This window comes from Nonomuraea harbinensis (genome assembly GCF_019396385.1).
Taxonomy (GTDB): domain Bacteria; phylum Actinomycetota; class Actinomycetes; order Streptosporangiales; family Streptosporangiaceae; genus Nonomuraea; species Nonomuraea ferruginea.
Genome location: NZ_JAHKRN010000082.1, coordinates 1 through 26,298, shown reverse-complemented (window position 1 = coordinate 26,298; position 26,298 = coordinate 1). Strand labels below are relative to the sequence as shown.

The following is a 26,298-nucleotide window of genomic DNA, read 5'->3' as shown; positions in this document are numbered from 1 at the left end:
GTACGGCAGCGCGACGATCTGCGAGAAGTACCGCGGCGTGCCCAAGGGCAGCGAGCCCACCAAGATCGGCGAAGGCGCCGACGGCGTCAACTGCCTGTACTCCTCGTCCGACATCACCTACCGGTAGCCCGCAAGTGCCGGGGAGGGGCGACCTTCCCCGGCACGTGATGTTAGCGATAACACAAGGAGACCCATGAGACTCCTCGCCATCATCCTCACCCTCTTACTTCTCCCCGCGCTCCCCGCCAACGCCGCCCCCGTGAACCTGGCCACCGGGGCGACCCCCTCGGCCTCGTACACCTCGCCCTGGGAGAGCGTCAACGCGATCAACGACGGCGTCGACCCGCCGCGCTCCAACGACACCGCCAACGCCCGCTGGGGCACCTGGCCCCAGACCGGCACCCAGTGGGCCGAACTGACCTGGCCCACGGCCCAGACGATCACCTCCGCCGAGGTCTACTTCTTCGACGACAACGGCGGCGTACGAGTCCCCGCCTCATGGAAGCTCCAGCGCTGGAGCGGCGGCTCGTACATCGACATCCCCGGCACCTACCCCACCGCCGTCAACGCCTACAACCGCGTGACCTTCTCCCAGATCAGCACCGTGCGGCTGCGCGTCGTCCTGCAGAGCGGCGCCGCGTCCGTCGGCCTCCTGGAGGTCAAGGCGATCGGCGACAACGGCAACCCCTCGACTCCCTGGAACCCGCCGGCCAACCTCGTCACCCCGCTCAACGAGGTCTGGCAGCACGTCGAGAGCACGTACCCGAACCTGTACGGATTCCGCAACTACGGCTGGGACCAGATCATGGCCAACGGCGGATCCATCAACTACTGCGTCCGCTGGGACTCCAGCGCCACGGTGACGGCCGCCCAGCGCGACCGCATCCACGCCACGCTGGCCCGCCAGTTCAAGAAGTGGATGGACGTGATGGCGGGCCAGGAGGGCTGGCCGTACACGAACGTCCCCGTGAAGGTCGTCGGCTGGGCCGTACGCGACCGCAACCAGCTCCAGTGGACGGACAACTCCGTCGACATCTACGTCGGCGACATCCGCGAGAACGCCCCCCAGTGCGTCGCCGCCTGCGGGCGCTTCTTCAACCAGAACGGCACCTACCCGAACTGCCCGGGCGGCGCGGCGCGCCACTACGACATGTCCCTGTGGCTCACCGCCGGCATGGGCGGCGGCGCGGGCGGCGACTGGGGCCAGCGGCTCGGCAGCGAGTACTACATGGCCAACCTGGACGCCGACAACATGCACATCCTGCTGCACGAGATCGGCCACTCGTTCGGGCTGGACGACTTCTACGACTGGACGCCGTCCGGGGTGTGCTGCTTCCTGATGAAGGCGGGCAGCGCGTCGTCGATCACGGACTTCGACGCGTGGATGTTCCGCGACTGGTGGCGCCACCTGAAGAGCCGCTACGGCCGCTGAGCGCCCGGACCTGGCCTGCCGTCCCAGGCCAGGTCCGTTCGGCTTCGCCGGTTCCGTCCGACGACACGTCCGGCGTAACGTCCTGGTGGGGCCGGGCGGGTGTGGGCTTTCATGTGATCACTCGGAAAGGATTGTTCCATGGGGGTTCGGTCGGGGGCGCGGGCACGGGGCCTGCTGATCCGCGCGATGGGCGCGGGGATTCTGGAGGCGCTGGCCGAGGCGCTCGACAACGTGGAGAAGCACAGCGGGGCCACGACGGTGTCGATCGCCGTAACGGTGGGTCGCGGCGGCGTGCGGATGACGGTCAGCGACCACGGCAAGGGCTTCGAGCTCTCGCGGGCGGGCCGGGGCGTCGCCCGTATGAGGGCGGCGTTGGCCGAGGCCGGTGGTTCGCTGTCGGTCAACAGCGTGCCCGGCGAGGGCACCACCGTGTCGGGGGTCGTGCCCAGGGCGCGGTGAGGATCCCGCCGCGATCGTCATCGCCCGGCACAGCTGAGCCCGGCCTAGAAAAGCGCCCGCCCCGCGCCGAGGAACTCGTCCCGCTCGTCCCCGGCGAGCTCCAGCCCGACGGCGAGCAACTCCACCGTCCGGGTCCTCGGGCTGCGCCCCCGCTCCATCTCACCGATCGACCGCGAGCTGACGCCGGCCCGCTCGGCGAGTTTCTCCTGAGTGAGCTGGAGGCGGATCCGGTGCCGCCGGAGCAGCACCGCGAACCCGCCCTGATCGACGATCATGCCGCGAGGCTAACGCACGAGTGTCCGGCCTCCGGGCCGAGTACCAGCCGCGCATTGGCGCGGTTCATGCCGGAACGCCTCGCAGGGTGCCGGTCGGCTTCCTGGACCAGTTCGTCGTCGGGGTCAATCCCCGCTCGCTGGTCGAGGTCGGCCGCGGGATCCGAGAAGCCCAGGCCGCCGCCGGCGTCCACGTCACCGTTGACCGAGATCATGTTTCGCAGCTGGAGTGCCATTCCATCTATTGATGCGTCAGCGTTATAGTTGTTGGTATGCCAGAGGACTGGCTGACTAGTGATGAGGCGGCGGGCCTGCTCGGAGTGACGGCCGGGCGCGTCAATGCCTTGGCCAGATCGGGGGAGCTGGCCTACCGGATGGCGGGCCGTACGCGGCTTGTCGACCCCCTCTCCGTCCAGCGGCTCTTGTCGACCGCCCGACGTCGGCCGGGGCGGCCGTTGGTGCCGCGGTCCGCATGGGCGGCATTGTTGAGCGACCTGGGGACGGTCAACTGGATCGAGCTCACCGCAGCTCTGGGGATGTCGCCGAAGCAGCGCCACAACCTCAAGGGGTTGATCGCTCGGAGCCCTGCCGAGAACTGGGACAGGCTGGCGAAGGCTCGCGCCGCCGTCTCCCGGGTTCGCGTCCGGCCTGCATACCTGAACGAGATCCTGCAATGGGAAAGGGTTGTTCCTTCTGGGGTCTCCGCGACCGCTCAACATGGGCTGGACCTCATCGCGGCGGAGGAGGCGGAAGCCTATCTCAGCCACCAGACCTGGCAAGTGCTGCAACAGGAGTTCCACCTCGAAACCAGCCCGTCGGGCAACCTGGTGCTACGGTTTCCCTCTGTAACTGATGAACAACTTTCCGTTGTTCTCGGTCATAAGGTCATGCCGGTCGCGGTGGTCGCCGCGGATCTTCTCGATAGCGGCGATCCGCGCTCCCGCCGCACCGCCCTCCAGATCATCAACCAACTCCTGGAAGCAACCCCCCGTGGCTGAAATCCCGCTCCCTCGTCTCAGGAACCAACCCGTGGACCTCGGCCAGGTCAGCCTGCCCGACGATCGGTTGTGGCCGACCATGTTGAATCTGTCGAGGGTGCTGGAAGAGCGTGCGTGGGCGCTCATCGGAGGCCAGATGGTCGCGCTTCACGGCTTGGCCCTGGGCAGGACCCCCGTACGCTTCTCATCGGACCTGGACGTCATCGCAAATCTCGTGCTGAGGCCGTCCAGCCTGACTACCTGCGCCGCTCACGTCCGTTCGCTGGGATTCACCCCTGCTCCTACCTCGGACGGTAAGCGACTGCACCGATTCACGCAGGACAATCTGGTCATCGATATCGTCGCGCCGGACCATCCGCCTCGGCACCTTCTCCCCTTGCGGATAGTGGGCAAAGACGCCGTCGAGATCGATGGCGGATGGCGCGCGCTGCAAAGCACAGGCGTCATGCCCGTCATGTTCGGCTCCGCGCATGGCCAGATTCCGATGCCCGATCTGGGAGGCGCCCTCGTCATCAAAGCTCGCGCCGCTGTAGCCGACTCGCGTGATCCGCAACGACACCTGTTCGACCTGGCTTTCCTGCTCAGTCTCGTGGAGAATCCAAGGCAACTACGTGAGCGCCTAAGTGCGCGGGACCGGAGTCATCTGCGGCGCCTCGACCTGGGCGACGATACGCGCCAAGCACCGTGGGTCGTCCTATCTGACCAGGGCAACCGCAGCAATGCTGCCGAGGCATACCTTTCCCTGACTCGACACTGACACCGTGGCGTTGCCTGTCCAACGGACGTCCCCTACTCACGATCTTCCGCAAGCAGCGGATGCGGGAGACCGCGGAGATCGAACGAGCTGTGCGGGCGATGCGGCGATGTGTCACCGAGGCGCACACAGTGGACGAGGAGTGATCGACACGGGCGAGCGCAAGGCATGGTCGGACAAGCGCGCAGAGATCATTAACCGTCCCGGTGCCGGAGCCGCTTATGAGGCGGCACGTCTGCGCTTCGAACTAGGTACGGCCGTACGGAACCGCCGCGAAGAGCTCAGTCTGACCCAGGCCGAATTGGCCGAGCGGCCGGGCTCAAGCAGCCGGCTGTGGCGCGGTCCGAGGCCGGCGGCACGATGCCCACCATCCCCATGCTGGAACGTCTCGCCGAGGCCCTCGACTTGCGTCTCAGCGTTCGTCTTCAGCCGCTTCAGAAGGCGTGCCAGGGACGGCGCCATCCCGTTGTGCCCGATCTTGGCAGCCGTCTAGAAGTCGAACTCGCCTCGCTTCGCCCCATCCATGAAAGCGTCCCAAACGCTGGCGGTCACCACGAATGGCGCCTGCCCTGGGCTTTCGGTGTCACGGATGGCCACTCGTCCGCCGGACAAGGGGGCGACCTCGATGCAGTCTCCGCCATTCGGTCCACTCTTGCTGGCCTTGCGCCAGGCGGCGGTCCTCAGCTCGTCGTTCACGTCCATGCCTTGATTGCCTCTCTGAGTAGCTCGACAGACACATGCTGGGGGTGTGCCTCAGCTCGGATGGCGTCGTACCTCGTATGGAGCGCGATGACGTCCTCCGACCGGTCAGTAATCTGACCGCGTCCGGTGGACTCGTAATACACGATATCCGGACTTCCGGCTATCTGCGCGATCACGAAGCCACCGAGGATCCCTGTGGTGATACCAAGGGCCAAGGGGACCACTTGGACCGCGATGCGGGGCATTTTCGCCATCTCGACTAGGTGTTCGAGTTGCTGGCGAATGGTCTCTCGTCCTCCGATGGGACGTTGGAGGACGCCTTCATCGAGGACCACCCACAACATAGGGGGGTCGGGACGAGACAAAATCACCTGGCGCTCCAGGCGTGCTTGTACGGCTTTCTCTACCTGCTCGTCTGTGACGCCGGGCTCGCCACGCAGCATGGCGCGAGCGTACTCCTCTGTTTGCAGCAGTCCAGGAACGAGAAGGGGCTGCCATGTTCGGAGGGTGTGGGCTTCCTGCTCGATGTCCAGCCACTCGCGAAACCATCGTGGGCTCGCCTCGCGGCTTAGGAGTGGCCAGAGCCGAAGTAGCTCCCCCTCGGCTCCCAAGGCTTCGTCGCAGCGTTGTACGAGGTCCTTGCTCGGTGTCCGCTGAGCTCTTTCCACGAGACCGACCAGGCTGGGGCTGAACCTAACTATTTCCGCCAATTGCTCCTGGGACAATCTAGCCTTTTTTCGACACTTGCGTAGCTCGGCACCGAAGAAAGCCAATGGACTGGCCGTGGGGTCAAGCTCAAGAGGTGCGGGCATCCATGCCTCCTGTTCTGACGAGTAGCAGCAGAGTCCTACGCCAATCAGACAACCGGCACTACGAATCTGTCCGAAGGGTGTGCCGTTGATTTCGTTCCGTAATCTAGCTCACCACGGGCACCCTGTGTAGTGGCCAGGGATAAGCAATAAAAGGTACAGCGGTGCGGTCGCACAGCCTGTGGCCGCGTCCGGTCTGATTGCCATTCTAAAGATTCTGGACATGCAGTGTTTAGGCCACGAATGGGACGTTTCATCTTTTACAGCTTTTCGTACTGGCTGATGCCTGTGACACGGGAGTGAATACGTGAATCTGGGAGGTGGCGTAGTGGATAAGTTCTTGTTCGACGAGATCGCGCCGGGAGTCGCGCAATCGGCGAAGGCCGCTGCGGTGGCGGAGCGTTCCGGCTCTGTCGAGCGAAGCATGGTCTGGCGGCTTCGGGATGACGCCCGTGCGGTCGGTGATGCCCGTGACCTCGTCCGGCGTGCGCTTCTGCTGGTCGGTCTGGGGCGGGATCTGGTTGACGACGCCGTGCTGATGGTCAGCGAGCTGGTGACCAACGCGGTTCTGTACGGTGACGCGCCGTACGAGCTGGTGGTACGGGTCGATCCGGTCGAAGTGGTGTGCATGGTGGTCGACGCGGGGGTCATGCTCCCGGTGCGCCGGTGTGCGGATGCTCAAGCCGAGCACGGCCGAGGGCTGCTGATCGTGGCGGAGCTGTCGGCCGGGCTGTACGGCTGCGTTCCGCAGGGGTTCGCCACGTGCCCCGGGCTGGCGGGCAAGGCGACCTGGTTCGCGCTGCCTCATACGGCAGGCCGGCGATGAGCGGGGCGTCAGACCTACTTGAGGAGTATCACGGCCTTCACATGGCTCCTGCCCAGGAGGTACATGAACAGATCGCCTGGGCGAACCCCGCCGCTCGGTGCGTGCGGGTCCGGGTGCGCGAGCACACGTGCAGCCGGTGCGCGCCTTGCTACGAGTTCTGCGTCGCGGGTGGGCTCGCCTTCGTCCGGCGATCCGTCAAAGGCGTGATCCACGAGACGGCGTGGACCATGACAGCGGAGGCCGAGCGGGTCTGGGCGGCGATGCTCAGAGGCGAAGCCCGTTGAAACTCGGGCGCCCGTCACACGCGCAGGACGGTGACCTGGCGGCCGGCGGGTGTGGTCGTCTGTTCGAAGCCGCCTCGTTCCTGCCAAGGCGGGGCCTCGGGGCGGCGGTCGAAGATCACCAGCGCGCCGGTGGAGAGGGTGAGGCGGTCCAGGTAGCGGTCGAGCTGGGCGAGGCCGTCGGGCGCCGGGTCGTTCTCGCCTGCTCGCCACACCTTCAGCTCCATGGCCTCGCGCTGCATGACCCGTTCGCCCTCGGGGCTCGTGTAGGGCCAGCGGACGAGCACGTCCAGACGTTTGGTGCCGGCCGCGTACTCCCGGTCGAGGTAGCCGCCGTTGACCAGGCGGTGCAGGAAGGCCATGAGGATGATCTGGCAGGCGGCCTCGTGGTAGCCCTCCTGGCGGACCAGCACCTCGCCGTGCTCGCGCCAGAAGACGACGAACTCCTCCAGCAGGCGCGGCAGGTCGAACCGGCCGTCCGGCAGCACGAAACTGCGCGGATCGGCCATCACGTACTGTTCCGACGGGTCTCCGAGCACTCGCAGGATGACCTCCCGGTAGATCGGGTTGGCCACTTCGAGCGGGGGTTTCTGCTTGATCAGGCCCAGGTCGCGTACGTAGGACAGGTCGTCGGAGAAAGCGGGGTCGATGTGGGGGAAGGTCCCGGCCACGACGGGCTCCATCACCCGCTTGACCCGCGGCTCGTGCAGCCGGGCCATCACAGAGTCCAGATGCGTGGCGCGCGCCCGGATCAACCGCTCCTTGGCGTCTTCCATCTGCCCGGCGGTGACGGCGCCGGTCACGCCCATCTCGAAGACGACCTCATGGGCCAGGGCGTTGACCAGCCACGGCTGGCCCTGTGTCAGTTCGAACACCCGCTCCACCGCGTCCTTGGTGAACTCCTGGCCGGTCTGCTGAGTGTGCTGGTCGTAGAGTTCGGCGATGTCGTCGGCGGTGAAGTCGCCCAGGCGCAGCGACTTGGCGACGATGTTGAACGGGCTGGCCGGATTCGACCTGCCGGCTTCGCCACCCGAGGCGACCTTGTAGTCACGCAGGTCGCGTAGCCCGCACAGAACCACGGACGCGGGGAACGGTTGGCCCTCATGCCGGGCGTTGTGGCCGTGGCGGAGCTGGCTGAGGATGCTGACCATGCTGTTGCCTTGCAGGGCGTCGATCTCGTCGAGGAGCAGCACCACGCGGCGCGGGCAGCGGCGGCACCACTCGCTCAGCGCCGAACCGAACCGGGCGCCGGGCGTGACCTGCGGCCAGGAATCCGGCGGGAGCAGTTTCTTCGGCCATCCCGACCGTGCGGCGGCCTCGCGGAGGGAATCCAGCAGAAGCGACTCCGCGGCAGCGTAGTCGTCACCGGCCGACTTGGCGCGCTCGCAGGAGAACATCAGGGCGGCCATGTCGCCCTCGGCGGTCAGCTCGGACGCCAGGGTGCGCAGCATGGTGGTCTTGCCGGTCTGCCGGGGCGCGTGCAGCACGAAGTAGCGGTCCATCTCGATGAGCTCGCGCGCCTGGGGGAGCCGTTGCGTGGGAGGCAAGATGTAGTGGTGCAGAGGGCTGCACGGTCCCGTGGTGTTGAAGTATTTCGCTCGGGGTTGCCGCATGGTCACATTGTGTCATCATCTTGCCGCCGAATGTCTGGGACAAGGCATTCGCGTGAAGCGGAGACTGAGCGGGTCTGGACGGCGCTGCTCGCCTGGCACGCCGTAGCTGGGTACCTGGTGCAGAACGGGCGGATCACCGAGAACTTCGGCACCGACGGGAGCGTCCCGCGCCGGGAGAGCCACTACATCGGCCTTTATCACCGGCTCCTCGTCGATCGCCGCCCCCTCATGCCGAGAGAGCAGAGCGGCCTCCTGCACCACGTGCTTCTGCGGGGCGAGTAGCTCGGCCGATGGGCTACAGTCGTCCGCCGTGGCCGAATCCTCCCCCTATCTGACCGCGACCGCGGACGCCTACGACGCCCTCGCGGACGTCTACGCCGACTTCGTGCGGGACTCGCTCGACCGCCTGCCGCTGGACCGCTCGATGGTCGCCGCGTTCGCCGAGCTCGTGCGGGCCGACGGGGCCCGGCCCGTCGTGGAGGCCGGCTGCGGTCCCGGGTACATGACGGCACACCTGCGTGACCTCGGGCTGGACGCCTTCGGTGTCGACCTGTCTCCCCGGCTGATCGACATCGCCAGTAGGGACTATCCCGACCTGCGGTTCGAGGTCGGTTCGATGGGCGCCCTCGACGTGGCCGACGGCGAGCTGGGCGGGCTGCTCTCCTGGTACTCGCTCATCCACGCCCCACCATCGGAGCTGCCGTCCTACTTCGCCGAGTTCCGCCGGGTGCTGGCCCCGGGTGGTTACCTCCTGCTCGGTTTCTTCGAATCCGAGGGCGGCCCGGTAAGCCGGTTCGACCACAAGGTCACGCCGGCCTACCGGTGGCCGATCGACGAGCTGGCCGACCTGGCCCGCAAGGAGGAGTTCGTCGAGGTGGCGCGGATGCTGCGCGAGCCTCTGGAGGATGAACGATTCCGCCGGGGCCACCTGCTGCTGCGCCGCGACCGTACCGCGGCTATGGGGTGAGTGCACTGCTTCGTGGATCGGTCCGGGCCCCCGCGTGGAAGGCCAGGGCCAGCGCGAGCAGAAGCCCGGCGCCCGCGATCGGCACCCACGACAGCGTGGTCGACGGGACGAAGTCCTGGGTGAGCCCCGCCCGATCGAGTACGGTCGCCGCGGCGACGATCGGCAGCAGGGAGCCGAGGCTCGTGACGATCGCCAGGGCGACGAGCCCGGCAGTATCACGCCGGGTGAGAGGCCGCCCTTTCATGGTGGAGCTCAGCAGCAGAGCGGCCAGGCCCGCGCACAGACCGCCCAGGAGGACGTCCGCGCGCGAGAGCACCTGCTCGGCGACGGTGGCTCCCCAGACGCCCAGCGGAAGCTCTCCCCGGAGTACGACCCCGTCGGGGAGTCTCACACCGCTCAGCGGCGAGGGCCCGGCGTCCGGAGCGGTCGCCACACGTATGGTGACGTACGCGCCCGCCTGGGTTGCGCCGTTGATCACGTAGGCGATGCCCCAGATCGCCAGGGCGGCTCCCGCGAACCTGACCAGGTGAAGGATCGAGCTGACGAACGATCGATTCATGAGTGCCCCCACGACGCGCGTCGACTGCCGCCAGTATGCTGCGCGGCGGTCTCCCTAGATTGGCTCTATACCTGAGTTGCGACAGCGTTTGTTGGCCGGCCGTGACAGCGGTCGTGTAGTCCGCCGGACTGTGTTGCTGAGTTTTGACAGCACCCAAGTGGTTGCGGTGGGACTATCAGCGTGCTACGCACCGTGAGGGAGCCCACGTGCCTCGCATGTCGAAGGTTGAGCTGTACGCGGCGATCCGCCGCGATGCTCGCACTGGCATGTCCAACCGGGCACTGCAAACGAAGCACGGCGTCGGGTTCCGCACGGTGCAGAAGGCGTTGGCCTCGGCATGGCCTGAACCACGCAAGAAGCTGCCACAGCGAACGTCCAAGATCGACCCCTACAAGAACGTGATCGATCAGATGCTGCGCGCGGACCTGGACGCGCCGCGCAAGCAGCGTCACACCACCAAGCGCATCTTCGACCGGCTGGTGAGCGAGCATCACGCGGTGGGAGTGTCGTATCAGATGGTTCGCGCCTACGTCGCGCAACGCCGTTCCGAGATCTGGACCGAGTCGGGCCGGGGCCCGAGTAAGGCGTTCGTGCCCCAGTCGCACCGGCCCGGCGCCGAGGCCGAGGTCGACTTCGGGGAGGTGACCATCCGATTGGCCGACGAGATGGTCAAGTGCGTGCTGTTCTCGTTGCGGCTGTCGTATTCGGGCAAGGCCGTGCACCGCGTGTTCGCCTCCGGCGGCCAGGAAGCGTTCTTCGAGGGACACGTCCACGCCTTCAGCGTGCTGGGAGGGGTGCCATTCGGCAAGGTCCGCTACGACAACCTCAAGGCCGCCGTCGCTCAGGTTCTGGGGTTCTCCCGTGCCCGGGTGGAGACCGCACGCTGGACGGCTTTCCGCTCCCACTACGGGATCGAGCCGTTCTACTGCCAGCCTGGTAAGCAGGGCGCCCACGAGAAGGGCGGAGTGGAAGGCGACATCGGCTGGTTTCGCCGCAACCACATGGTGCCGATCCCCGATGTCGCCTCACTGGCCGAGCTCAATCTGTTGATCGACGCTTGGGGCCGACGAGACACGGCGGATTGGGAACCGCGCCCGGACCATCGGGGAGTACTTCGCCATCGAGGCCCCGTTGCTCAAGATGTTGCCCACCGAGCCGTTCGAGACGGGGCTGCTGCTGACGCCGCGGGTGGACCGCTACAGCCAGATCACCGTGCGCACCAACCGGTATTCGGTGCCCGCCCGCCTGATCGGCCGCAGGGTGCGGGTCATGCTGCACGCCTCAGAGCTGGTCATCTACGACGGACGGGAAGAGGTCGCACGGCACGAACGGCTCCTGGCGAAAGCCGCGAGCCGGCTGGAGTTGGACCACTACCTGGAGGTCCTCATCCGCAAGCCTGGCGCCCTGCCGGGAGCCACCGTCTTGGAGCAGGCGCGCGCCGCGGGCAAGTTCACCCCCGTCCACGATGAATGGTGGGCGGCTGCCTGCAAAGCCCACGGCGACGCGGCCGGCACCCGCGCTTTGATCGAGGTGCTCCTGCTGACCCGTCACATGGCCCACGAGCACATCGTCACGGGGATAGTTACCGCAATCCGGGCTGGTGCGCTGACCGCTGATGCCGTCGCCTTGGAGGCTCGCAAAGCCGCCGACTCTGACTCCTCCACCAACACCAGCACCGAACCCGTCACCGCATCCGGCTCAGTACCGACCGGCGCGACGGTGACCTTCCTGACCGAGCGGCGCCTGGCACACCTGCCGCCCGATAACCGGCCGCTGCCCTCGGTGGCCGCCTACGACCAGTTGCTGCGACATCGCCGACCCGCCGCGCAGCCGTCCGCCCAGGGAGACACCTCATGACCTTTCCCCGCCACCGCGGATTGACCGAGCAAGCCGCCCAGGCCGCCGTGGACTCGGCCTGTCGGATGCTTCGGCTGCCGACCATCCGCCGTCAATTCGGCGAGTTGGCCGACACCGCGACCCGCGAGCAGATGACCTATTTGGGCTTCTTGGCCGAACTGCTGATGGCCGAATGCGACGACCGCGCGCGCCGCCGCTCCGAACGCCGGATCAAGGCCGCCGCTTTCCCTCGTGACAAGTCACTACGCGAGTACGACTTCGACGCGAACCCCCACATTGACCCCGCCGTCATCCACACCCTCGCCGCCTGCGAATGGGTGAAGAAAGGACAGCCGCTCTGCCTCATCGGCGACTCGGGCACCGGCAAGTCCCACCTGCTCATCGCGCTGGGCACCGAGGCTGCGATGAAGGGCTTCCGCGTCCGCTACACCCTGGCCACCAAGCTGGTCAACGAACTGGTCGAAGCCGCCGACGACAAGCAACTGTCCAAGACCATCGCCCGCTACGGCCGAGTCGACCTGCTCTGCATCGATGAGCTGGGCTACATGGAACTCGACCGCCGCGGCGCCGAACTCCTCTTCCAGGTGCTAACCGAGCGCGAAGAGAAAGCCAGCGTCGCCATCGCCTCCAAACGAGAGCTTCGGCGGCTGGACCAAGACCTTCACCGACCCCCGGCTATGCGCGGCTATCGTCGACCGGCTCGCCTTCGGCGGGAACATCATCGAGACCGGCACCGAGTCCTACCGCCTGGCCCAGACCCGAGCTCGGGTCGAGCAGCGCACCGCAGGCTGACGATCAGGGGTCTGATACTGGTGTGATCGCCTAATCAACTGTCGCCACTTCCCCGGGGAGTCCAGCCAGCTGGTGACGGACTGTGGTCGCCAGCGGCTTGTCGCGCCACCGGGTGATGGCCTTGTCCTGGTAGCCGAGCGAGTCCGATACGACGGCGCAGGATTCGGCACGGGGCCGGAGAACAGCTGAGAATGGGGGGTGTTAACGTCCTTCCCGTGGCGAAGCACCAGGACGAGACCAGGACGGCCTACGACGGGGTCGTCGAGTTATATGCGTCGATGTTCGCTAACCGACTGGAGACGCAGCCGTTCGCACGGAACATGATCGGCACCTTCGCCGAGTTGGTGCGTGGGACGGGGAATTCGCGGGTGGCGGATGTCGGCTGCGGGCCCGGACATCTGACGGCCATGCTGCACGACCTGGAACTGGATGCCTTCGGGCTCGACCTCTCTCCGGCCATGGTCGACCACGCTCGGCGGGCCCATCCGGCGCTGAAGTTCGATGAGGCCCGGATGGAGGAACTCCCCGTTGAGGACGGCGCGCTCGGCGGCGTGCTGGCCCACTACTCGATGATTCACACCCCTCCTGGGGAACTACCCGCGCTGCTCGCCGAGCAGGCGCGTGTCCTGGCGCCGGGGGGCCTTCTCCTGGTCTCGTTCTTCGGAACCGACGCGCCCGAGCCGGTCCGCTTCGACCACAAGGTGACACCCGCCTATAGCTGGCCGGCGGACCGCTTCGCCGAGTTGCTGGCCGGGGCTGGGTTCGCCACATTCGCGCGGCTGCTCCACGACCCGGCCTCCGAGCGGGGCTTCCTGGACGCCCACTTGCTGGCCCGTCTCCGCTAGAGAACGGGCGGAGGTGGGTGCTGCCATTTCTCACCAACATTTCTGCGCCTGTTGATCGCCAACCGCTGTCCAAACTCACCAACAAACGATGTCGCTACTGACCGACGAAATCACTAGATAGTGCGCCAAGGTCTCCCCAGCAAAATGGCGGAGTGGGTGTCGGCCGGGCGGTGGACGACGGGGAGGGCCGGGCGTTCCTAGCCTTCGTGGCATCACCGGCCACTTAGGGGACACCATGTCGTTGTCAGATCCGATCCGATTCCGGAGGCTCGCCGCCGGCGCGTGCCTCATCGCCGCGCCCGTCCTGTATGTCGCGGGGGTGGTCCTCGATCCCGCTCTGCGCCTGGGCGGCGGCGACACGGCCGGCGTCTACGGGCGTCACCTGGAGCAGGTGTCGATCAGCGCGGCGGTCCTGCACTGGAGCTGGGTGCTGCTGATCCCGGGCATCATCGGCATGATCCACCTGGTACGCCACCGCGCGGTGCTCCTCGGTCACGTCACGGGCGGAATCGCCCTGCTCGGCGTGGTGAACTTCTCCGCGCTGATGCTGGGCGACTACTTCTACGCCCGCCTGGAGCGCTCGCTGCCGCCCGCCGAAGGGGCCGCGCTCGCCGACCAGGCGTTCGCCGATCCGGGACTCGTGTTCGGGTTCCAGATCCCGGGGTTCGCCGGGATCCTCGGGCTGTTCGCGCTGGGGCTCGTCCTGGCGTACTGCCGGAAGGCGCCCTGGTGGGCGCCGTTCGCGATGGTGCTGGGCATCTTCGGGGCGCCGGTCTTCCCGGTCGGCACGGTCGTGGGCGGACTGCTGTACCTGGCCGGGGCCGGGGTCATCGGCCTGCGCATCGTACGGATGAGCGACGCGGAGTGGGCGGCTCAGCCCGAGGGGAACCTGGCGCGTACCCGGTAACCGCCACCCCGCACAGGGCCGGCGGACAGGTCGCCACCGTGCATGGCGACCCGTTCGCGCATCCCGATCAGGCCCTGCCCGCTCCCGCCTCCTTGCCCGTCGCCCGTGCCGTCGTCGGTGACCTCCACGGTCACGGCGTCGGCGGAGTAGGCGACGGTGACGACGATCCGGGTCGCCCGCGCGTGCTTCAACGCGTTGGTCAGCGCCTCCTGGATCACCCGGTACGCCGACAGCTCCAGCCCTGGGGGCACCGGCCTGGCCTCGCCCTCGACCCGCACCTCCACGGCCGGACCGGCCTCCTCGATCTGGGCGACGAGGGCGTCCAGCCGGTCCAGCCCGGGGGCGTGCGGTTCGGCGGCCGTGCCGCCGGGGCTGCGCAGCATGCCGAGCATCAGCCTGAGCTCCTCGATCGCCTCGCGGCCCGCCCGCTCGACGCCGGTCAGCAACGTGCGTTCCCGCTCGCGGTCCGGGTCGTCGCGGAGCATCATCCGTACACCGCCCGTGTGCAAGGTCATCAGGCTGACGTTGTGCGAGACGATGTCGTGCAACTCGCGGGCGATCCTCACCCGTTCACGCGCGACCGCCTGCCGGGCACGCTCCTCGCGTTCGACCTCCAAGCGGGTGGCCTGTCTGGTGAGGCGTAACGTCTGATCGATCTGGCGGCGCAACAGGATGCCGCTGGCGTACGCGACGCCGACGAAAATGGCGCTGATCAGCACTTCAGCCACGTCGTTATGCTGAAATGTCTGTAAATAGCCGTACGCGAGCAGGACGCAGGCCAGCCCGGCCAGCCCTCGCCGGGTACGCAGCTCCGCCGCGCTGGCAACGGTGTGCACCAGGATGAGCGTGGAGTAGAAGTGCCACGCGGCGTAGTAGCCCGCGTCCGTGACCTCCCGCACCCCGATGCCGACCCCCACCAGCGCGAGCAGCATGCTCATCGGGAACCTCTGCCGGAACAGCAGCAGCGCCCCGGCGGCGGCCGCGCCGACCGCCAGCGGCACCGGACGGCTGATCTGACCCGGCTCGAACCCCTGCCTCCCGAACGACTCGACCTGCCCGGCGACCACCACGGCCAGCGCGAGCAGCGTGTCCATCCGGCTCGGCCGCCAGTTGCCGCGCATCATTCCTGACCAGGGCGGACGAAGCCGGACTCGTAGGCCAGCACCACCGCCTGGAGACGGTCCCGTACGTCCAGCTTGCGCAGGATCTGGGCGACATGGCTCCTGACCGTGGCCTCGCCGACCCCGGACTCCAGGGCGATCTCCCGGTTGGACAGACCCCGCGTCAGCAGCCGCAGCACGTCCACCTCGCGCGCGGTGAGCGCGGCCAGCTCAGGAGGAGGCGAGAGCGGGGGCTGAGCGGCGAAGGACGCGATGACCCGGAGGGTGACCGCGGGATCGATCAGTCCGTCGCCCGCCGCCACGACCCGGATCGCCTCCAGGAGATGCTCGGGAGGCGAGCTCTTCAGCAGGAAGCCGCTGACCCCGATGCGCAGCGCCGCGTGCAGGTTCTCGTCGCTGCCGAAGGTCGTCAGCATCAGGATCCTCGGCGGGGCGGGGTCCCCGAGCAGCGTCGTGGCGGCGGCCAGGCCGTCCATGCCCGGCATGGCGATGTCGAGCAGCAGCACGTCCGGCCGTCGCTCCCTCGTCACGGCGACGGCCTCCACGCCGTCGGCCGCCTCGCCGACCACTTCCACTCCTGGGGCGTTCTCCGCCACCAGCCGCAGCCCTGCCCTGATCATGGCGTGGTCGTCCGCGACGACCAGTCTGATCGTCATGTCTCACCCGGCATGTCCAGATCGTATTGAGGCCGCGGCCTCCCCGATAGGCGGGGCCGTGCGGAGGGGCGGCGTGGACCTCTGGTCGGCCACCCGTCCTGGAGCTGGTCGTCTCGATCCCAGCGCCACCTTTGATCATCGCCAGCACGCCTGCATCCCGCCTCTTCCTTGAACGTCGCCGTGTGACCCCGTGGCGAGTCTCGTGCGCTCACCATCCGGAGGCGGCGGTCCGCTCGTAAGCTGGAAGGGTGCCTCCGGTGTTGACCTTGCTCGACGGCGTCCGCTGGCAGGGGACGCGGGTGGCCGGTGAGCGCGCCCAGACCCTGCTGGCGGTGCTCGCGCTGCACGGGCGGGCGGGGGCTGGGGACGAGCGGCTGGTCGAGGAGTTATGGCCGGACGGGCCGCCCGCGAACCCCACGAAGGCTCTGCAGGTGGTCGTGTCGAGGACGCGGGCCGCGACCTCGGCCGACGCGGTGGTGCGGACCGCGCGCGGCTACCGGCTCGGGGTGCCGGACGAGCAGGTGGACGCGTTGCTGCTCGGCACGCTGGTGGAGCGGGCGCGGAAGGCGCTGACCGAGGGGGACGTGGCCGAGGCTCGGCGCGGCGCCGAGGAGGCGATGAGCGTAGCGAGCGGGCTGGCGACGGCGGGCGGGCTGGGGGCGGCAAGCGGGCTGGGGACCGCGGCGGGACCGCTCGGTGAGGTGCGGGCGGTGGCGGCGGGGCGGCTGGCGGAGGCGCGTCGCGTGTCGGCCGTCGCGCGCTCCCGCGCCGGCGACCACGAGGGCGCGCTGCCCCTGCTGGAGGAGGCCGCGGCCGACCGGCCGCGCGATGAGGAACTGCTCGCCTGCCTGCTGCGCGGCGAGGCCGCGGTCAGGGGCACGGCGGCGGCGCTGGAGCGCTACGAACGCCACCGGGCCGACCTGGCCGAACGGCTCGGCGCGGATCCGGGGCCGGCCCTCGCGCGCGTGCACGCCGAACTGCTCGCCGCGGACCGGCCCGTACGGGAGGGTGTGCTGTTCGACGGGTCGTCGCTGCTCGGCCGCGACGGCGACATCAGCGCGGTGCACGCCCTGCTGCAGACCCACCGGGTCGTCTCCGTCGTCGGGCCGGGCGGGTTGGGCAAGACGCGGCTGGCCCACGTCGTCGGCAGGAACGCCACCCAGCCCGTCGTCCACTTCGTCGGGCTCGTCGGCGTCTCGTCGCCAGAGGGAGTGGTGGGCGAGGTGGGTTCGGCGCTGGGGGTGCGCGACTCGGTGAGCGGGCGCGGGACGCCGGCGTTCGAGCGGCCGTCGGATGTACGGGCCCGCATCGCGCAGCATCTCGGCCGGGCGCCGGCGCTGCTGATCCTGGACAACTGCGAGCACGTGATCGACGCCGTGGCCGAGCTGACGGCCTTCCTGGCGGCGGCCACGCGGGATCTGCGGGTGCTCACCACGTCGAGGGCCCCGCTGTCGATCCCGGCGGAGCACGTCTACCCGCTCGGCGCGCTGGAGCCCGGCGACGCGGTGGAGCTCTTCCGCCAGCGGGCGACGGCGGCCCGGCCGGGCGTGCGGCTCGACGAGGGCCTGGTGCGCGAGGTCGTGACCCGGCTCGACGGGCTGCCGCTGGCGATCGAGCTGGCCGCCGCGAAGGTGCGCGTGATGGCGGTGGAGGAGATCGCGCGGCGCCTGGCGGACCGGTTCGCGCTGCTGCGCGGGGGCGATCGCAGCGCGCCGGGCCGGCACCAGACTCTGCTCGCGGTCATCGACTGGTCGTGGAATCTGCTGGACGAGCCCGAACAGCGGGCTCTGCGGCGGCTGTCCCTGTTCAGCGACGGTTTCACCGCGGCCGCGGCCGAGGCCATGGGCGCCTTGGACGCCGTGCAGGCGTTGGCCGAGCAGTCGCTGCTGAGCGTCGACGAGGCGGCCCACGGCGTCCGCTACCGGATGCTGGAGACCGTCAGGGAGTTCGGACAGGTGCGGCTGGAGGAAGCCGGTGAGGAGGTGTCCGCGCGAGCGGCGCTGCTGGCCTGGGCGACGGGCTACGCGCACGAGCACGCCGCCGTGCTGTTCGGCCCGGACCAGTTCGCGGCGGTTGACGCGCTGCGGGCCGAGGAGACCAACCTGGCCGATCTGCTCCGCCGGGCGCTCGCCGAGCCCGACCCGGCCACGGCGGTCCCGCTGCTGGCCGGGGTCGGCGCGCTGTGGTCGATCCGCGGTGACCACGCCAGGATCATCGCGCTCAGGACCGCGATCATCCAGGCCGTCACGGGCTGGTTCCCGCCGCCGGAGCTCGTCGAGCTGACCCGGGCCGCCCTGGTGGTCGCGATCGCCAACTCGATGATCCTCCTGGACGACCGGAGCGAGCCGCTGCACGATCTGCTCAGCAGGCTTCCCGTCGGCGACGCCACGGACCCGCGCCTCGCGGCGATGACGAAGGTGACGCTCATCGGCGCCTCCTCGAACAGCGCCGGCCTGCGCGATCGGCTGCGGGAGCTGTGCCGCAGCGCCGACAGTGACGAGGCGCTGGTGGCGACGCAGATGAGCGCCCACGTCCTGGAGAACGCAGGGGACATCGCGGGGGCGGTCACGGCGACCGAGCGAGGGCTGGCGCTGCTCCCGCAGGACGAGGGGCCGTGGCTCCGGGCGATCCTGCACACCACGCTGGCTCACCTGACCTTGCGGTGCGGCGACCGGCGGCGCGCCGTGGGCCACGCGCGAGCGGCCCTGCCGGTGCTCAGCCGGATCGGCGCCACGGACGACGAGACGCAGCTGCGCTCGCTGCTGCTGATCATCGCGCTCGGCGAGGGCGATCACCGGACCGCAGAGGCCGAGCTCGCGCAGATCAACCGGCTCAACGACGGCGGGGCGGTACTCGGCGGGCTGGCAGTGGCCGCCCTGTGCGCCGCCGAGCTCGCCCTCGCCCGCGGCGAGACGGCCGCCGCCCTCTCGGACTACCGGCTGGCGGTCGAGCGGGCGCGCGATCTGCGGCTGCCCGGGATGCCGCGCTCGGGCTTCGAACCATGGGTGGTCACGGCGGAGGCGCTCGCCCTCGCGGCGCACGCCTACCACGGGGAGCCCGCGGATCTCCCGTACGGCGAGGAGCTGTTCCGCTTCTGCGTCGCTGGGCGCGCCCGCGACGTGCTGAGCGCCGACGGCCGGCTCCTCGACTACCCGGTCAGCGGCTCGCTGCTCTTCGCACTCGGCGCCTGGGGGCTGCTGCGGGCGGCCCTGGCTCCCGGTGACGCGGTCGCCCTGCTGGTGCTGGCCGAGCGGTTCGCCTACAACGGCATGATGGCCGGCATGGCCTTCGACCGGATCGAGCCGTACGCGGAGCAGGTCGCGCCCGGCGCGCTCGCCCGCGTCCGCGCCGGTTACGGCGACCGGCGCGGCGCGGACCTGCTCGACGAGGCGCGGGCGCTCGTCGGACGGCTCGCCGCGGGTCAGATGTGCCGCTTGTAGCTCCGTACAGACAGCGGCGCGAAGACCGCGACCACGACCAGGCAGGCCAGCAGCGTCCACGCCACCGCCCCGCTCACCTGAGCGTGGTTGGCGAGGTCGCGAGCGGCCGTGACCAGGTGTGAGACCGGGTTGATCCGGACGAACGAGGCGAGCCAGCCGGGCAGGGTCTCGACGGGGACGAACGCGTTCGACAGGAACGTCAGCGGAAAGAGGATCATCATCGAGATGCCGTGCACGCCTCCGGCGCTGCGGGCGATCGTGCCGACCCACGTGAACACCCACGCCAGCGACCACCCCGTGAGGATCGCCAGCAGGATGGCGCCGAGCACCCCGGCCACGCCGCCGCCGGGGCGGTATCCCATCAGAAGGCCCATGGCGAAGGTCAGGGTCGCCGCGATCGCGTACCGGAGCAGATCGGCCACCATCGGGCCGGCGAGCGGCGCGATCCGGGCGATCGGCAGCGACTTGAACCGGTCGAAGACGCCCTTCTCCATGTCCTCGCGCAGTTGGACGCCGGTCACCATGCAGGTCGTCAGCACGGTCTGGGCGAGGATGCCGGGGATCATCAGCGGCAGGTAGCTCTGCACGTCCCCGGCGATCGCGCCGCCGAAGATGTACGCGAACATCGCGGTGAACAGGACGGGCTGCAACGCCACGTCGAAGAACTGCTCGGGGTTGCGGCGCATCTTCTTGGCGGCCCGCCACGCCATCGCGAGGGTTTGGCCGAGCGTCTCGCCCACGGAGACGTGCCGCCGGGTGGCCGCCACCCGTTCGGCCGCTCGTACCGCCTGCCTGACGGGTGCGGTGGTCGTGCTCATCGGGTCTCCTCCGTCTCGGTCTCGTGACCGGTCAGCGCCAGGAACACCTCGTCCAGGCTGGGCTTGGCGACGCTCACCGAGGAGATCGAGATCCCTGCGGTACGGAGCGCGATCAGCACGTCGGCGGCCATGTCGGCCTGGTCGAGCGCGACGTTGAGCCGGCCCTTCTCGGGGCTGAGCACCGGTTCGGAGCCGAGGCCGCGCCGGACGGCCTCGACGGCGGCCGGCACTTCGCCGGGTTCGGCGAGCATCAGCTGGAGGGTGGAGGCGCCGACCATGGTCTTCAGCTCGTCGGGCGTGCCCTCGGCCACCTTGCGGCCGTGGTCGATGACGGCGATCCGGTCCGCCAGCTGGTCGGCCTCGTCCAGGTACTGCGTGGTCAGCAGCACCGTGCACCCGTCGGTGATCAGGCCGCGGATGGTGTCCCACATCTGGCCACGGGTGCGCGGGTCGAGGCCGGTGGTCGGCTCGTCCAGGAAGATCAGCGGTGGTTTCGTGATCAGGCTGGCGGCCAGGTCGAGGCGGCGCCGCATGCCGCCGGAGAAGTGCGCGATCGGCTTGTCCGCGGCCTCTTCCAGACCGAACCGGCCGAGCAGGTCGGCGGCGATCCGCCTGGCACTCGGCGCGGGGATCCGCTGCAGCCGGGCGAAGAGCCGGAGGTTCTCGCGGGCGGTCAGCTGCTCGTCGACCGACGCGTACTGCCCGGTCACGCCGATCAGCTGCCGGATCACGTGCGGGCGGCCGGCCACGTCCACGCCGAAGATCTCCGCCCGGCCGGCGTCGATCGCCAGCAGGGTGGCCAGCATCCTCAGCATGGTGGTCTTGCCGGCGCCGTTCGGCCCGAGGACGCCGAAGATCTCACCGGGCCGTATCTCCAGGTCGATCCCGTCGACGGCGCGGTGATCGCCGAACGCCTTGACCAGCCCTTCCGCGAGTACGGCCGGTTCTGTTCCGCTGGAGGGGGCGGTACGGCCGAGTTCTGTGATGCTCATGGCGCCACTCTCGGCGCCCCTGGTTTCACGGCCCCCTCACGCCGGTTTCACCTGCCGAAAGTCAGCGGAGGGAGTTTCCTCCGTCGGTGACGACGGAGCGTCCGGTGATCCAGCCCGCTCCCTCGCCGCACAGGAACGCGACGACCTCGGCCAGGTCTTCGGGGGTGCCGGCGCGACCCAGCGGCGTGGCGCGCGCGGCGGTGGCCAGGAGCCGTTCCGGGTCGGGGCTGATGTCGCGGAGCGCGTCCGTCGCCACCACGCCGCCGCTCACCAGGTTGACCGTGATGCCGTCGCGGCCGAGTTCGACGGCCAGGTAGCGGACGACGCTCTCCGCCGCGGCCATGGCGGCGGCGATCGCCGCGTAGCCGGGGACGTGCCTGTCCGTCCCGGTGCTCACGGTCGTCACGACGCGGCCGCCGCCGTCGAGGTGCGGGCGGGCCGCCGCCACCAGGGCGAGGAGGGAGCCGACCCGGGTCGCGAACTGCCGCTCATAGGTGTGCCAGGGTGTTTCGAGTGCCTTTCCCAGGGACGGCGAGCCTGAGCCGAAACCTGTCGCGTTCGAGACGACCGCGCGGACGGGGCCGAGCTGTTCACCCGCCGCGCGGACGAACTCCGCACACTGGTCCCGGTCCGCGACATCCAGCGCAAAGGCGGCGGCCCGTCCGCCGTTGCGGCTGATCGTGTCGACGACTTCGGCGGCGGACTCGGCGTTCCGGTGGTAGCCGACCGCGACGGCGTAACCGTCTCGGGCGAGCGCGAACGCGGTGGCCCGGCCGATGCCCCGGCCGGCTCCGGTGATGACGGCGGTTCTCACGATCGGCCCCCGAAGGTGATGGGGTCACCGTCCGCCGCATCGGCGTAGCGGCGCCGCGCCTCTTCCTGGAGCGTCACGGATTCCGGACTGGCCAGCCTCTCCGCGAAGAGCGCGGCCTCCAGCCGGAGACCTTCGGTGATCGGCAGCCTGGAGCCCTCGACCAGGGCGCGTTTCGCGGCGGCGAGCGCGGCGGCGGGACGCGACGCCAGGTGACGGGCCAATTTCAGTGTCTCCGCCTGGAAGCGAGGGGTGGGGAGCACGCGTTCGACGATTCCGTACGTCCTGGCCTGGTCGGCGGTGAGGACGTCGCCGGACAGGACGAGGTCGGCGGCCCGCCCGGGGCCGATCAGCCTGGTCAGGCGCTGGGTGCCGCCCGCCCCCGGGATGATGCCGAGCGCGATCTCCAGCAGGCTGAAGTGGGCGGAGGCCGAGGCCCAGCGCAGCGTGCACGCCAGGGACAGTTCGAGGCCGCCGCCCCAGGCCTGGCCGTCGATCGCGGCGATCACCGGCTGGGGCATCCGCTCGATGCGCCGCATCGCGGTGTACCAGATCTTGGCCCGCGGCACCGGCCCGCGGGACAGTTCGGCGAGTTCGTCCAGGTCGGCGTGCGCGATGAAGTATCCGGGGACGCCGCTGGTCAGCACGACGACGCCGATGCCGGGTGTGGTCTCCACCCGCGCGAGCTCCGCGTCCAGTTCTTCCAGCGCGGCGAAGGTGAGGAAGTTGCGCGGCGGGTTGCGGTAGGTGAGGACGGCGACGCCGTCACCGTCCTCACGGCTCCATGTCGTCATGACTCCCCCTCGTCACCCAGGATGAGGACCGATGTGCCGTAGTGGACGCTCTGGGTGGACGGCTTCCCGTCGCCCTGGTTGCGGTCGTAGTGCGGAAAGTTGCTGCTGGACAGCATCAGGCCGATGCGGTGGCCCGCTCCGAACCGCTGGGCCGTGTGTCCGAGGTCGACGTCCACCTGGATCGGTTCTCCTCGCGGTACGGGGGTGCCCGGCCCGTCGCGATGGCTGAGGCGGACCACTCCCTCGCAGACCGGCAGCAGGCGGCCGTCCGGCAGGTGGTTCACCAGCCGGGCCATCACGTCGGCGTCCGCCGCGTCGGTGGCGAAGGTGAGCCGGAGCCGCACCTGGCCGACGACGTCGACGTCCTCGGCGAGCACGTCCCCGAGATAGAGGAGGACGTCGGATCTGGTGGCCGTCCGGCTGAGGTCCAGCGGCCCGGGGGTGAGGCGGCCCAGGTGCAGGACACGCCCGCCGCGGCTCGGCACCGGGTCGGCCGGGTCGTGCACGTAGTCGTCGGGTGCGGCCTGGCTCGGCACGGAGGTCAGCCGGCCCGGCGTCTCGCCGGGGACGGCGGGGCCGGTCAGGTACAGGGTGTGCCCGGCGGCGTCCGCGGGCGGCCACTGCTCCGCGGTGCGCCACACGTCGGCGCCCATCAGGAAGTACAGGACGGGGTCGGACTCGCCGGGCCCGTCCACGCAGCGGCGGAAGAACTCCAGGTGCCGGGCGGGCAGCCGGGCGGCCGCCGCCGAGGCGGCGACGCCGAAGTTCACCTCGCCCTGCAGATGGGTCAGGGCGCCGGTGTGCGCCCAGGGGCCGACGATCAGCTCGTGCCGCAGATCCGGCCGCAGCCGGCGCATCTCCAGGTGGCCGCGAACGGTCGCGGCGGCGTAGACGTCGTACCAGCCCGTCACCGACAGGCTCGGCACCTCCACCGCCGCGAGGTCCCAGTCGGGCAGGGCCCGGATCCGCCCGTCCAGCAGGTCACCGATGCTGATCGGGAACCCGGGCAGATCGATCATGTCCGCCAGTGGCAGCCGCCGCATCGCCTGTTCGGGATCGTGGATCAGCGACGCGACCTGCGCGGCCAGCGCGGGGTCCGCGTCCGCGCCCTGCCGGCCCAGCCAGTCGGCGGCCATGTAGGCGAGCCACCCGACGAGGTGGTCCAGCCGCAGCGCGCCGCCGGTGTCGCGGAGGTCGGCCGTCGCGCCGGTCGTCATGGCCGGGGCGATCCCCCGCAGGTGCGGCGGGCGCGAGGCCGCCCCGAGCCAGGCGACGATCCCGAGGTAGGACGTTCCCGCCAGGAACACCTCGCCGTTGCACCAGGGCTGCGCCGCCACCCACTCCACGGTGTCGTAGGTGTCTTCGGCCTCCTGCTCCCACATGACGGCCTGCCAGTCGCCGTCGGAGTCGAAGCGGCCCCTGGTGTCCTGCAGCAGCGCGGCGAACCCACCGGCGAGGCAGTGCTGGGGCTGCAGCGTGTCCGAGCTGATCTGACGCCGTCCGTACGGCGTCCTGAATACCACCGCCGGAGCCGGGGACGCGGGCCGCCACAGGTCGCCGCGCAGCAGCACGCCGTCCCTCATGGGGGTCTCGACGCCGCCTTCGATACGTCCCAGTTCCGTCATCACACCGCCTTGAGGGTGAGCATCGTACGGGCCATCTCGTTCCATCCGGCGGTGGCCCCGCCGTCCACGGTCAGGGTGCAGCCGGTGAGGAAGGAGCTGCCGGGCAGCGCGGCGAACACCACGGCGCGGGCCTGTTCCTCGGGGCTGGCCAGCCGGCCGGCGGAGGTGGTGGCGGTCAGGGAGTCGCGGAGCGGACCCGGCGGCCACAGTTCGTCCACCATCGCGGTGTGCGTCGGCCCGGTGACCAGGGCGACCGCGCGGATCCCCTGCGCGCCGTAGTCGACGGCGACCGACTGGGCGAGGCCTATGAGGGCGTGCTTGGCCATGTTGTAGACGGGGGAGCGGGGTGTCGCCGCCACCCCGCACATCGACGAGGTGAACACGAACACCCCGCCGTGCGCGCGCATGTGCCTGACCGCGGAGCGCACCAGGTAGAAGTTGGCGTCGCAGCAGACGCCCATCACCTTGCGGTAGTCGGCGTCGGTGATGCTGTGCGGGCGGCCGGGGACGTTGACGCCGGCGTTGCCGTGGACGACGTCGAGCCGGCCGTGCCGGGCGGCCACCTCGTCGACGACCTCGGCGACCTGTGCCGGGTCGGAGACGTCCGCCTGGACGATCCCCTCTCCCGGAGTCAGGTCCACGCCGACGACCTCGGCGCCCACTGCCCGGAACAGCCTCATCGAGGCGGCGCCGATGCCGCTCGCCGCGCCTGTCACCAGGACGACCCGGCCGTCGAGGCGGCCGAAGATGTCACCGTCCGCCTTGTCGTCTGTCACGGTCATGCTTTCCTCCTCAACGGCCGGTGAACTCGGGGCTGCGCTTCTCCAGGAAGGCGCGCGCCCCTTCGACCGCGTCATGGACTTCCCTGTTGTTGCGGATGTGGAAGCCGTTCTGGATGCGCAGCGCCTGCTCCAGCGGCTGTCCGTACACCCGCTCGCGCAGTTGTTTGTAGAGCCCGATCGCCCGGGTCGGGCCGGCCGCGAGGCGACGCGCCTCGGCGAGGACCGCGTCCTGGAGCTCCCCGGACGGGACGACGCGGGTGTAGATGCCCAGGCGCTCGGCGTCGGCGGCGTCGAGCAGCCCGCCGGACAGGTAGATCTCGGTCGCCTTCGCGGTTCCGACGATGCGGGGCAGCATGACGGCGGTGCCGGTCTGCGCCACGTTCACCAGGCAGCTTCCGATCCGCGCCGTGTCCGAGGCGATCCGCAGGTCGGCCGCACAGGCCAGCTCGGTGCCCGCACCGGCCGCGGGGCCGTTGACCGCCGCGATGACCGGCTGCGGCGCCGTGACGATCGCCTCGACGATCCGCAGGTACACCGGATCGGCGGTGTCGCCGAGCACCGGAGAGTTCCTGCGGTCCCCGGCGAGGTGCTCGTCCACCGCGCCGAGGTCGTCCCCGCCGCAGAAGGCGCTGCCCGCCCCGGTCAGCACCACGACCCTGGCCTGCGGGTCGGTCTCGGCGCTTTCCAGCGTGCGCAGCAACTCCTCGCCCAGTGTGCGATCGAGCGCGTTGCGCTGGGCCGGACGGTTCATGGTCAACCACAGCACCCCCTGGGCCGGCCGGGACACCAGCAAGGTCTCCGTATCGTGCGTCACGCTCTGACCATCCCTCCGTCGACGAACAATGCCTGGCCGGTGACGTAACCGGCCCCCGCTCCGAGCAGCCACGTGATCACGGCGGCGACCTCCTCCGGATGCCCGCACCGGCCGAGCGGCAGCTTCGCCGCGACCTTCTCCGCCAGCCCGCGGAGCCCGCTCACGTCGAGCATCGGCGTGTCGATGAAGCCGGGACACACGGCGTTCGCCCGGACGCCGAGCGGTCCCAGCTCGACGGCGAGCGAGCGGGTCAGGCTCAGCAGCCCGCCCTTGCTCGCGTCGTAGGCGGCCTGCCCGGCGAACCCGGTCACCGCGATCGAGCAGACGTTGACGACGGCGGCGCCCGGCCGTCCCGCGAGGACGGGCGCCGCC

At 69.8% G+C, this 26,298-nt stretch carries 27 protein-coding genes and 1 pseudogene; 12 read left to right on the top strand and 16 right to left on the bottom strand.

What is annotated here, in order from left to right; translation table 11 throughout:
• Positions 1-193 precede the first annotated feature (193 nt).
• Positions 194-1,432: a metallopeptidase family protein gene (locus KME79_RS42380; RefSeq protein WP_219551875.1), complete on the top strand. Its 1,239-nt coding sequence runs from the start codon at positions 194-196 to the stop codon at positions 1,430-1,432.
• 138 nt (positions 1,433-1,570) lie between these two features.
• Positions 1,571-1,891 (top strand): ATP-binding protein, encoded by a 321-nt coding sequence (locus KME79_RS42375; protein WP_219551873.1) that lies wholly within the window; start codon positions 1,571-1,573, stop codon positions 1,889-1,891.
• Between the two features lie 44 nt (positions 1,892-1,935).
• Here KME79_RS42375 and KME79_RS42370 read toward each other — a convergent pair whose 3' ends face one another.
• On the bottom strand, positions 1,936-2,166 hold the full coding sequence (locus KME79_RS42370) for a helix-turn-helix domain-containing protein (RefSeq protein ID WP_219551871.1): 231 nt from the start codon (positions 2,164-2,166) through the stop codon (positions 1,936-1,938).
• Entirely contained in the window at positions 2,163-2,378 is a 216-nt protein-coding gene (locus tag KME79_RS42365) for a hypothetical protein (RefSeq protein WP_219551869.1), read from the bottom strand. Before KME79_RS42365 ends, KME79_RS42370 begins: the two co-directional genes overlap by 4 nt.
• Before the next feature lie 57 nt (positions 2,379-2,435).
• On the opposite strand from KME79_RS42365, the gene KME79_RS42360 reads away from it, so the two are divergent.
• Complete coding sequence (locus KME79_RS42360; RefSeq protein WP_219551867.1) at positions 2,436-3,161, top strand: helix-turn-helix domain-containing protein; 726 nt, start codon at positions 2,436-2,438, stop codon at positions 3,159-3,161.
• A gap of 31 nt (positions 3,162-3,192) precedes the next feature.
• Entirely contained in the window at positions 3,193-3,918 is a 726-nt protein-coding gene (locus KME79_RS42355) for a nucleotidyl transferase AbiEii/AbiGii toxin family protein (protein ID WP_219551865.1), read from the top strand.
• A 486-nt stretch (positions 3,919-4,404) separates the two neighbouring features.
• Here the strand turns inward: KME79_RS42355 and KME79_RS42350 are convergent, their stop codons facing one another.
• Together KME79_RS42350 and KME79_RS42345 are read right to left on the bottom strand one after the other, a co-directional pair.
• Positions 4,405-4,617: a DUF397 domain-containing protein gene (locus KME79_RS42350; RefSeq protein WP_219551863.1), complete on the bottom strand. Its 213-nt coding sequence runs from the start codon at positions 4,615-4,617 to the stop codon at positions 4,405-4,407.
• A complete protein-coding gene (locus KME79_RS42345; RefSeq protein WP_219551860.1) occupies positions 4,608-5,429 on the bottom strand; it encodes a helix-turn-helix domain-containing protein in 822 nt (273 codons plus the stop codon). Before KME79_RS42345 ends, KME79_RS42350 begins: the two co-directional genes overlap by 10 nt.
• A 337-nt stretch (positions 5,430-5,766) precedes the next feature.
• Between KME79_RS42345 and KME79_RS42340 the strand changes: the two genes are divergently transcribed.
• Complete coding sequence (locus KME79_RS42340) at positions 5,767-6,252, top strand: ATP-binding protein (RefSeq protein WP_219551858.1); 486 nt, start codon at positions 5,767-5,769, stop codon at positions 6,250-6,252.
• 298 nt (positions 6,253-6,550) lie between these two features.
• On the opposite strand, the gene KME79_RS42335 is transcribed toward KME79_RS42340, so the two are convergent.
• Positions 6,551-8,146 (bottom strand): ATP-binding protein, encoded by a 1,596-nt coding sequence (locus KME79_RS42335; RefSeq protein ID WP_219551856.1) that lies wholly within the window; start codon positions 8,144-8,146, stop codon positions 6,551-6,553.
• Positions 8,147-8,176: 30 nt separating this feature from the next.
• Here KME79_RS42335 and KME79_RS42330 point away from each other — a divergent pair, with 30 nt between their 5' ends.
• Positions 8,177-8,428, top strand: a complete 252-nt coding sequence (locus KME79_RS42330) for a hypothetical protein (protein ID WP_219551854.1) — start codon at positions 8,177-8,179, stop codon at positions 8,426-8,428.
• Positions 8,429-8,456: 28 nt separating this feature from the next.
• Positions 8,457-9,113, top strand: a complete 657-nt coding sequence (locus KME79_RS42325; protein ID WP_219551852.1) for a class I SAM-dependent DNA methyltransferase — start codon at positions 8,457-8,459, stop codon at positions 9,111-9,113.
• Here KME79_RS42325 and KME79_RS42320 read toward each other — a convergent pair.
• A complete protein-coding gene (locus KME79_RS42320; protein WP_219551850.1) occupies positions 9,103-9,672 on the bottom strand; it encodes a hypothetical protein in 570 nt (189 codons plus the stop codon). The two genes, KME79_RS42325 and KME79_RS42320, sit on opposite strands and share 11 nt — an antisense overlap.
• Before the next feature lie 215 nt (positions 9,673-9,887).
• On the opposite strand from KME79_RS42320, the pseudogene istA reads away from it, so the two are divergent.
• The 4 genes and pseudogenes from istA to KME79_RS42300 all read left to right on the top strand — a co-directional run bounded on the left by istA (position 9,888) and on the right by KME79_RS42300 (position 14,073).
• Positions 9,888-11,529: pseudogene (gene istA / locus KME79_RS42315) on the top strand (IS21 family transposase).
• Complete coding sequence (istB, locus tag KME79_RS42310; RefSeq protein WP_281429660.1) at positions 11,526-12,347, top strand: IS21-like element helper ATPase IstB; 822 nt, start codon at positions 11,526-11,528, stop codon at positions 12,345-12,347. Before istA ends, istB begins: the two are co-directional and overlap by 4 nt.
• 189 nt (positions 12,348-12,536) lie before the next feature.
• Positions 12,537-13,166: a class I SAM-dependent methyltransferase gene (locus tag KME79_RS42305; protein ID WP_139635863.1), complete on the top strand. Its 630-nt coding sequence runs from the start codon at positions 12,537-12,539 to the stop codon at positions 13,164-13,166.
• Between the two features lie 235 nt (positions 13,167-13,401).
• Positions 13,402-14,073 (top strand): hypothetical protein, encoded by a 672-nt coding sequence (locus tag KME79_RS42300; protein ID WP_219551848.1) that lies wholly within the window; start codon positions 13,402-13,404, stop codon positions 14,071-14,073.
• On the opposite strand, the gene KME79_RS42295 is transcribed toward KME79_RS42300, so the two are convergent.
• Together KME79_RS42295 and KME79_RS42290 are read right to left on the bottom strand one after the other, a co-directional pair.
• Positions 14,040-15,197, bottom strand: coding sequence for a sensor histidine kinase (locus tag KME79_RS42295; RefSeq protein WP_219551846.1), 1,158 nt, complete (start codon positions 15,195-15,197; stop codon positions 14,040-14,042). The two genes, KME79_RS42300 and KME79_RS42295, sit on opposite strands and share 34 nt — an antisense overlap.
• Positions 15,194-15,850, bottom strand: a complete 657-nt coding sequence (locus tag KME79_RS42290; protein ID WP_219551844.1) for a response regulator — start codon at positions 15,848-15,850, stop codon at positions 15,194-15,196. The genes KME79_RS42295 and KME79_RS42290 overlap by 4 nt, the downstream gene beginning before the upstream one ends.
• A gap of 257 nt (positions 15,851-16,107) precedes the next feature.
• On the opposite strand from KME79_RS42290, the gene KME79_RS42285 reads away from it, so the two are divergent.
• Positions 16,108-19,290: an ATP-binding protein gene (locus KME79_RS42285; RefSeq protein WP_308249247.1), complete on the top strand. Its 3,183-nt coding sequence runs from the start codon at positions 16,108-16,110 to the stop codon at positions 19,288-19,290.
• Here the strand turns inward: KME79_RS42285 and KME79_RS42280 are convergent.
• From KME79_RS42280 to KME79_RS42245, 8 genes are all read right to left on the bottom strand, one after another.
• The gene (locus KME79_RS42280; RefSeq protein WP_148035780.1) at positions 19,272-20,108 is read right to left on the bottom strand and encodes an ABC transporter permease; all 837 of its coding nucleotides are present in this window, start codon (positions 20,106-20,108) and stop codon (positions 19,272-19,274) included. The two genes, KME79_RS42285 and KME79_RS42280, sit on opposite strands and share 19 nt — an antisense overlap.
• Positions 20,105-21,100: an ATP-binding cassette domain-containing protein gene (locus tag KME79_RS42275; RefSeq protein ID WP_219551839.1), complete on the bottom strand. Its 996-nt coding sequence runs from the start codon at positions 21,098-21,100 to the stop codon at positions 20,105-20,107. The genes KME79_RS42280 and KME79_RS42275 overlap by 4 nt, the downstream gene beginning before the upstream one ends.
• 61 nt (positions 21,101-21,161) lie before the next feature.
• On the bottom strand, positions 21,162-21,914 hold the full coding sequence (locus tag KME79_RS42270; protein ID WP_219551837.1) for an SDR family NAD(P)-dependent oxidoreductase: 753 nt from the start codon (positions 21,912-21,914) through the stop codon (positions 21,162-21,164).
• Positions 21,911-22,705 (bottom strand): enoyl-CoA hydratase/isomerase family protein, encoded by a 795-nt coding sequence (locus KME79_RS42265; protein ID WP_219551835.1) that lies wholly within the window; start codon positions 22,703-22,705, stop codon positions 21,911-21,913. Before KME79_RS42265 ends, KME79_RS42270 begins: the two co-directional genes overlap by 4 nt.
• Positions 22,702-24,330 (bottom strand): CocE/NonD family hydrolase, encoded by a 1,629-nt coding sequence (locus KME79_RS42260; protein WP_219551833.1) that lies wholly within the window; start codon positions 24,328-24,330, stop codon positions 22,702-22,704. Before KME79_RS42260 ends, KME79_RS42265 begins: the two co-directional genes overlap by 4 nt.
• Entirely contained in the window at positions 24,330-25,112 is a 783-nt protein-coding gene (locus KME79_RS42255; protein WP_219551831.1) for an SDR family NAD(P)-dependent oxidoreductase, read from the bottom strand. Before KME79_RS42255 ends, KME79_RS42260 begins: the two co-directional genes overlap by 1 nt.
• A gap of 10 nt (positions 25,113-25,122) precedes the next feature.
• Positions 25,123-25,926 carry an enoyl-CoA hydratase-related protein gene (locus KME79_RS42250; RefSeq protein ID WP_219551829.1) on the bottom strand — a complete coding sequence of 268 codons (804 nt, stop codon included), beginning with the start codon at positions 25,924-25,926 and terminating at the stop codon, positions 25,123-25,125.
• The coding region (locus tag KME79_RS42245) for an SDR family NAD(P)-dependent oxidoreductase (RefSeq protein ID WP_219551827.1) at positions 25,923-26,298 on the bottom strand (376 nt) is incomplete at its 5' end. The genes KME79_RS42250 and KME79_RS42245, both read right to left, overlap by 4 nt.

What these genes read in the sequence shown, in the direction of transcription:
- KME79_RS42380 (WP_219551875.1), top strand. Translation starts at nt 194, where the DNA reads ATGAGACTCCTCGCCATCATCCTCACCCTCTTACTTCTCCCCGCGCTC.
- KME79_RS42375 (WP_219551873.1), top strand. Translation starts at nt 1,571, where the DNA reads ATGGGGGTTCGGTCGGGGGCGCGGGCACGGGGCCTGCTGATCCGCGCG.
- KME79_RS42370 (WP_219551871.1), bottom strand. Translation starts at nt 2,166, where the DNA reads ATGATCGTCGATCAGGGCGGGTTCGCGGTGCTGCTCCGGCGGCACCGG.
- KME79_RS42365 (WP_219551869.1), bottom strand. Translation starts at nt 2,378, where the DNA reads ATGATCTCGGTCAACGGTGACGTGGACGCCGGCGGCGGCCTGGGCTTC.
- KME79_RS42360 (WP_219551867.1), top strand. Translation starts at nt 2,436, where the DNA reads ATGCCAGAGGACTGGCTGACTAGTGATGAGGCGGCGGGCCTGCTCGGA.
- KME79_RS42350 (WP_219551863.1), bottom strand. Translation starts at nt 4,617, where the DNA reads ATGGACGTGAACGACGAGCTGAGGACCGCCGCCTGGCGCAAGGCCAGC.
- KME79_RS42345 (WP_219551860.1), bottom strand. Translation starts at nt 5,429, where the DNA reads ATGCCCGCACCTCTTGAGCTTGACCCCACGGCCAGTCCATTGGCTTTC.
- KME79_RS42335 (WP_219551856.1), bottom strand. Translation starts at nt 8,146, where the DNA reads ATGCGGCAACCCCGAGCGAAATACTTCAACACCACGGGACCGTGCAGC.
- KME79_RS42330 (WP_219551854.1), top strand. Translation starts at nt 8,177, where the DNA reads ATGTCTGGGACAAGGCATTCGCGTGAAGCGGAGACTGAGCGGGTCTGG.
- KME79_RS42320 (WP_219551850.1), bottom strand. Translation starts at nt 9,672, where the DNA reads ATGAATCGATCGTTCGTCAGCTCGATCCTTCACCTGGTCAGGTTCGCG.
- istB (WP_281429660.1), top strand. Translation starts at nt 11,526, where the DNA reads ATGACCTTTCCCCGCCACCGCGGATTGACCGAGCAAGCCGCCCAGGCC.
- KME79_RS42300 (WP_219551848.1), top strand. Translation starts at nt 13,402, where the DNA reads ATGTCGTTGTCAGATCCGATCCGATTCCGGAGGCTCGCCGCCGGCGCG.
- KME79_RS42295 (WP_219551846.1), bottom strand. Translation starts at nt 15,197, where the DNA reads ATGATGCGCGGCAACTGGCGGCCGAGCCGGATGGACACGCTGCTCGCG.
- KME79_RS42290 (WP_219551844.1), bottom strand. Translation starts at nt 15,850, where the DNA reads ATGACGATCAGACTGGTCGTCGCGGACGACCACGCCATGATCAGGGCA.
- KME79_RS42280 (WP_148035780.1), bottom strand. Translation starts at nt 20,108, where the DNA reads ATGAGCACGACCACCGCACCCGTCAGGCAGGCGGTACGAGCGGCCGAA.
- KME79_RS42275 (WP_219551839.1), bottom strand. Translation starts at nt 21,100, where the DNA reads ATGAGCATCACAGAACTCGGCCGTACCGCCCCCTCCAGCGGAACAGAA.
- KME79_RS42265 (WP_219551835.1), bottom strand. Translation starts at nt 22,705, where the DNA reads ATGACGACATGGAGCCGTGAGGACGGTGACGGCGTCGCCGTCCTCACC.
- KME79_RS42260 (WP_219551833.1), bottom strand. Translation starts at nt 24,330, where the DNA reads ATGACGGAACTGGGACGTATCGAAGGCGGCGTCGAGACCCCCATGAGG.
- KME79_RS42255 (WP_219551831.1), bottom strand. Translation starts at nt 25,112, where the DNA reads ATGACCGTGACAGACGACAAGGCGGACGGTGACATCTTCGGCCGCCTC.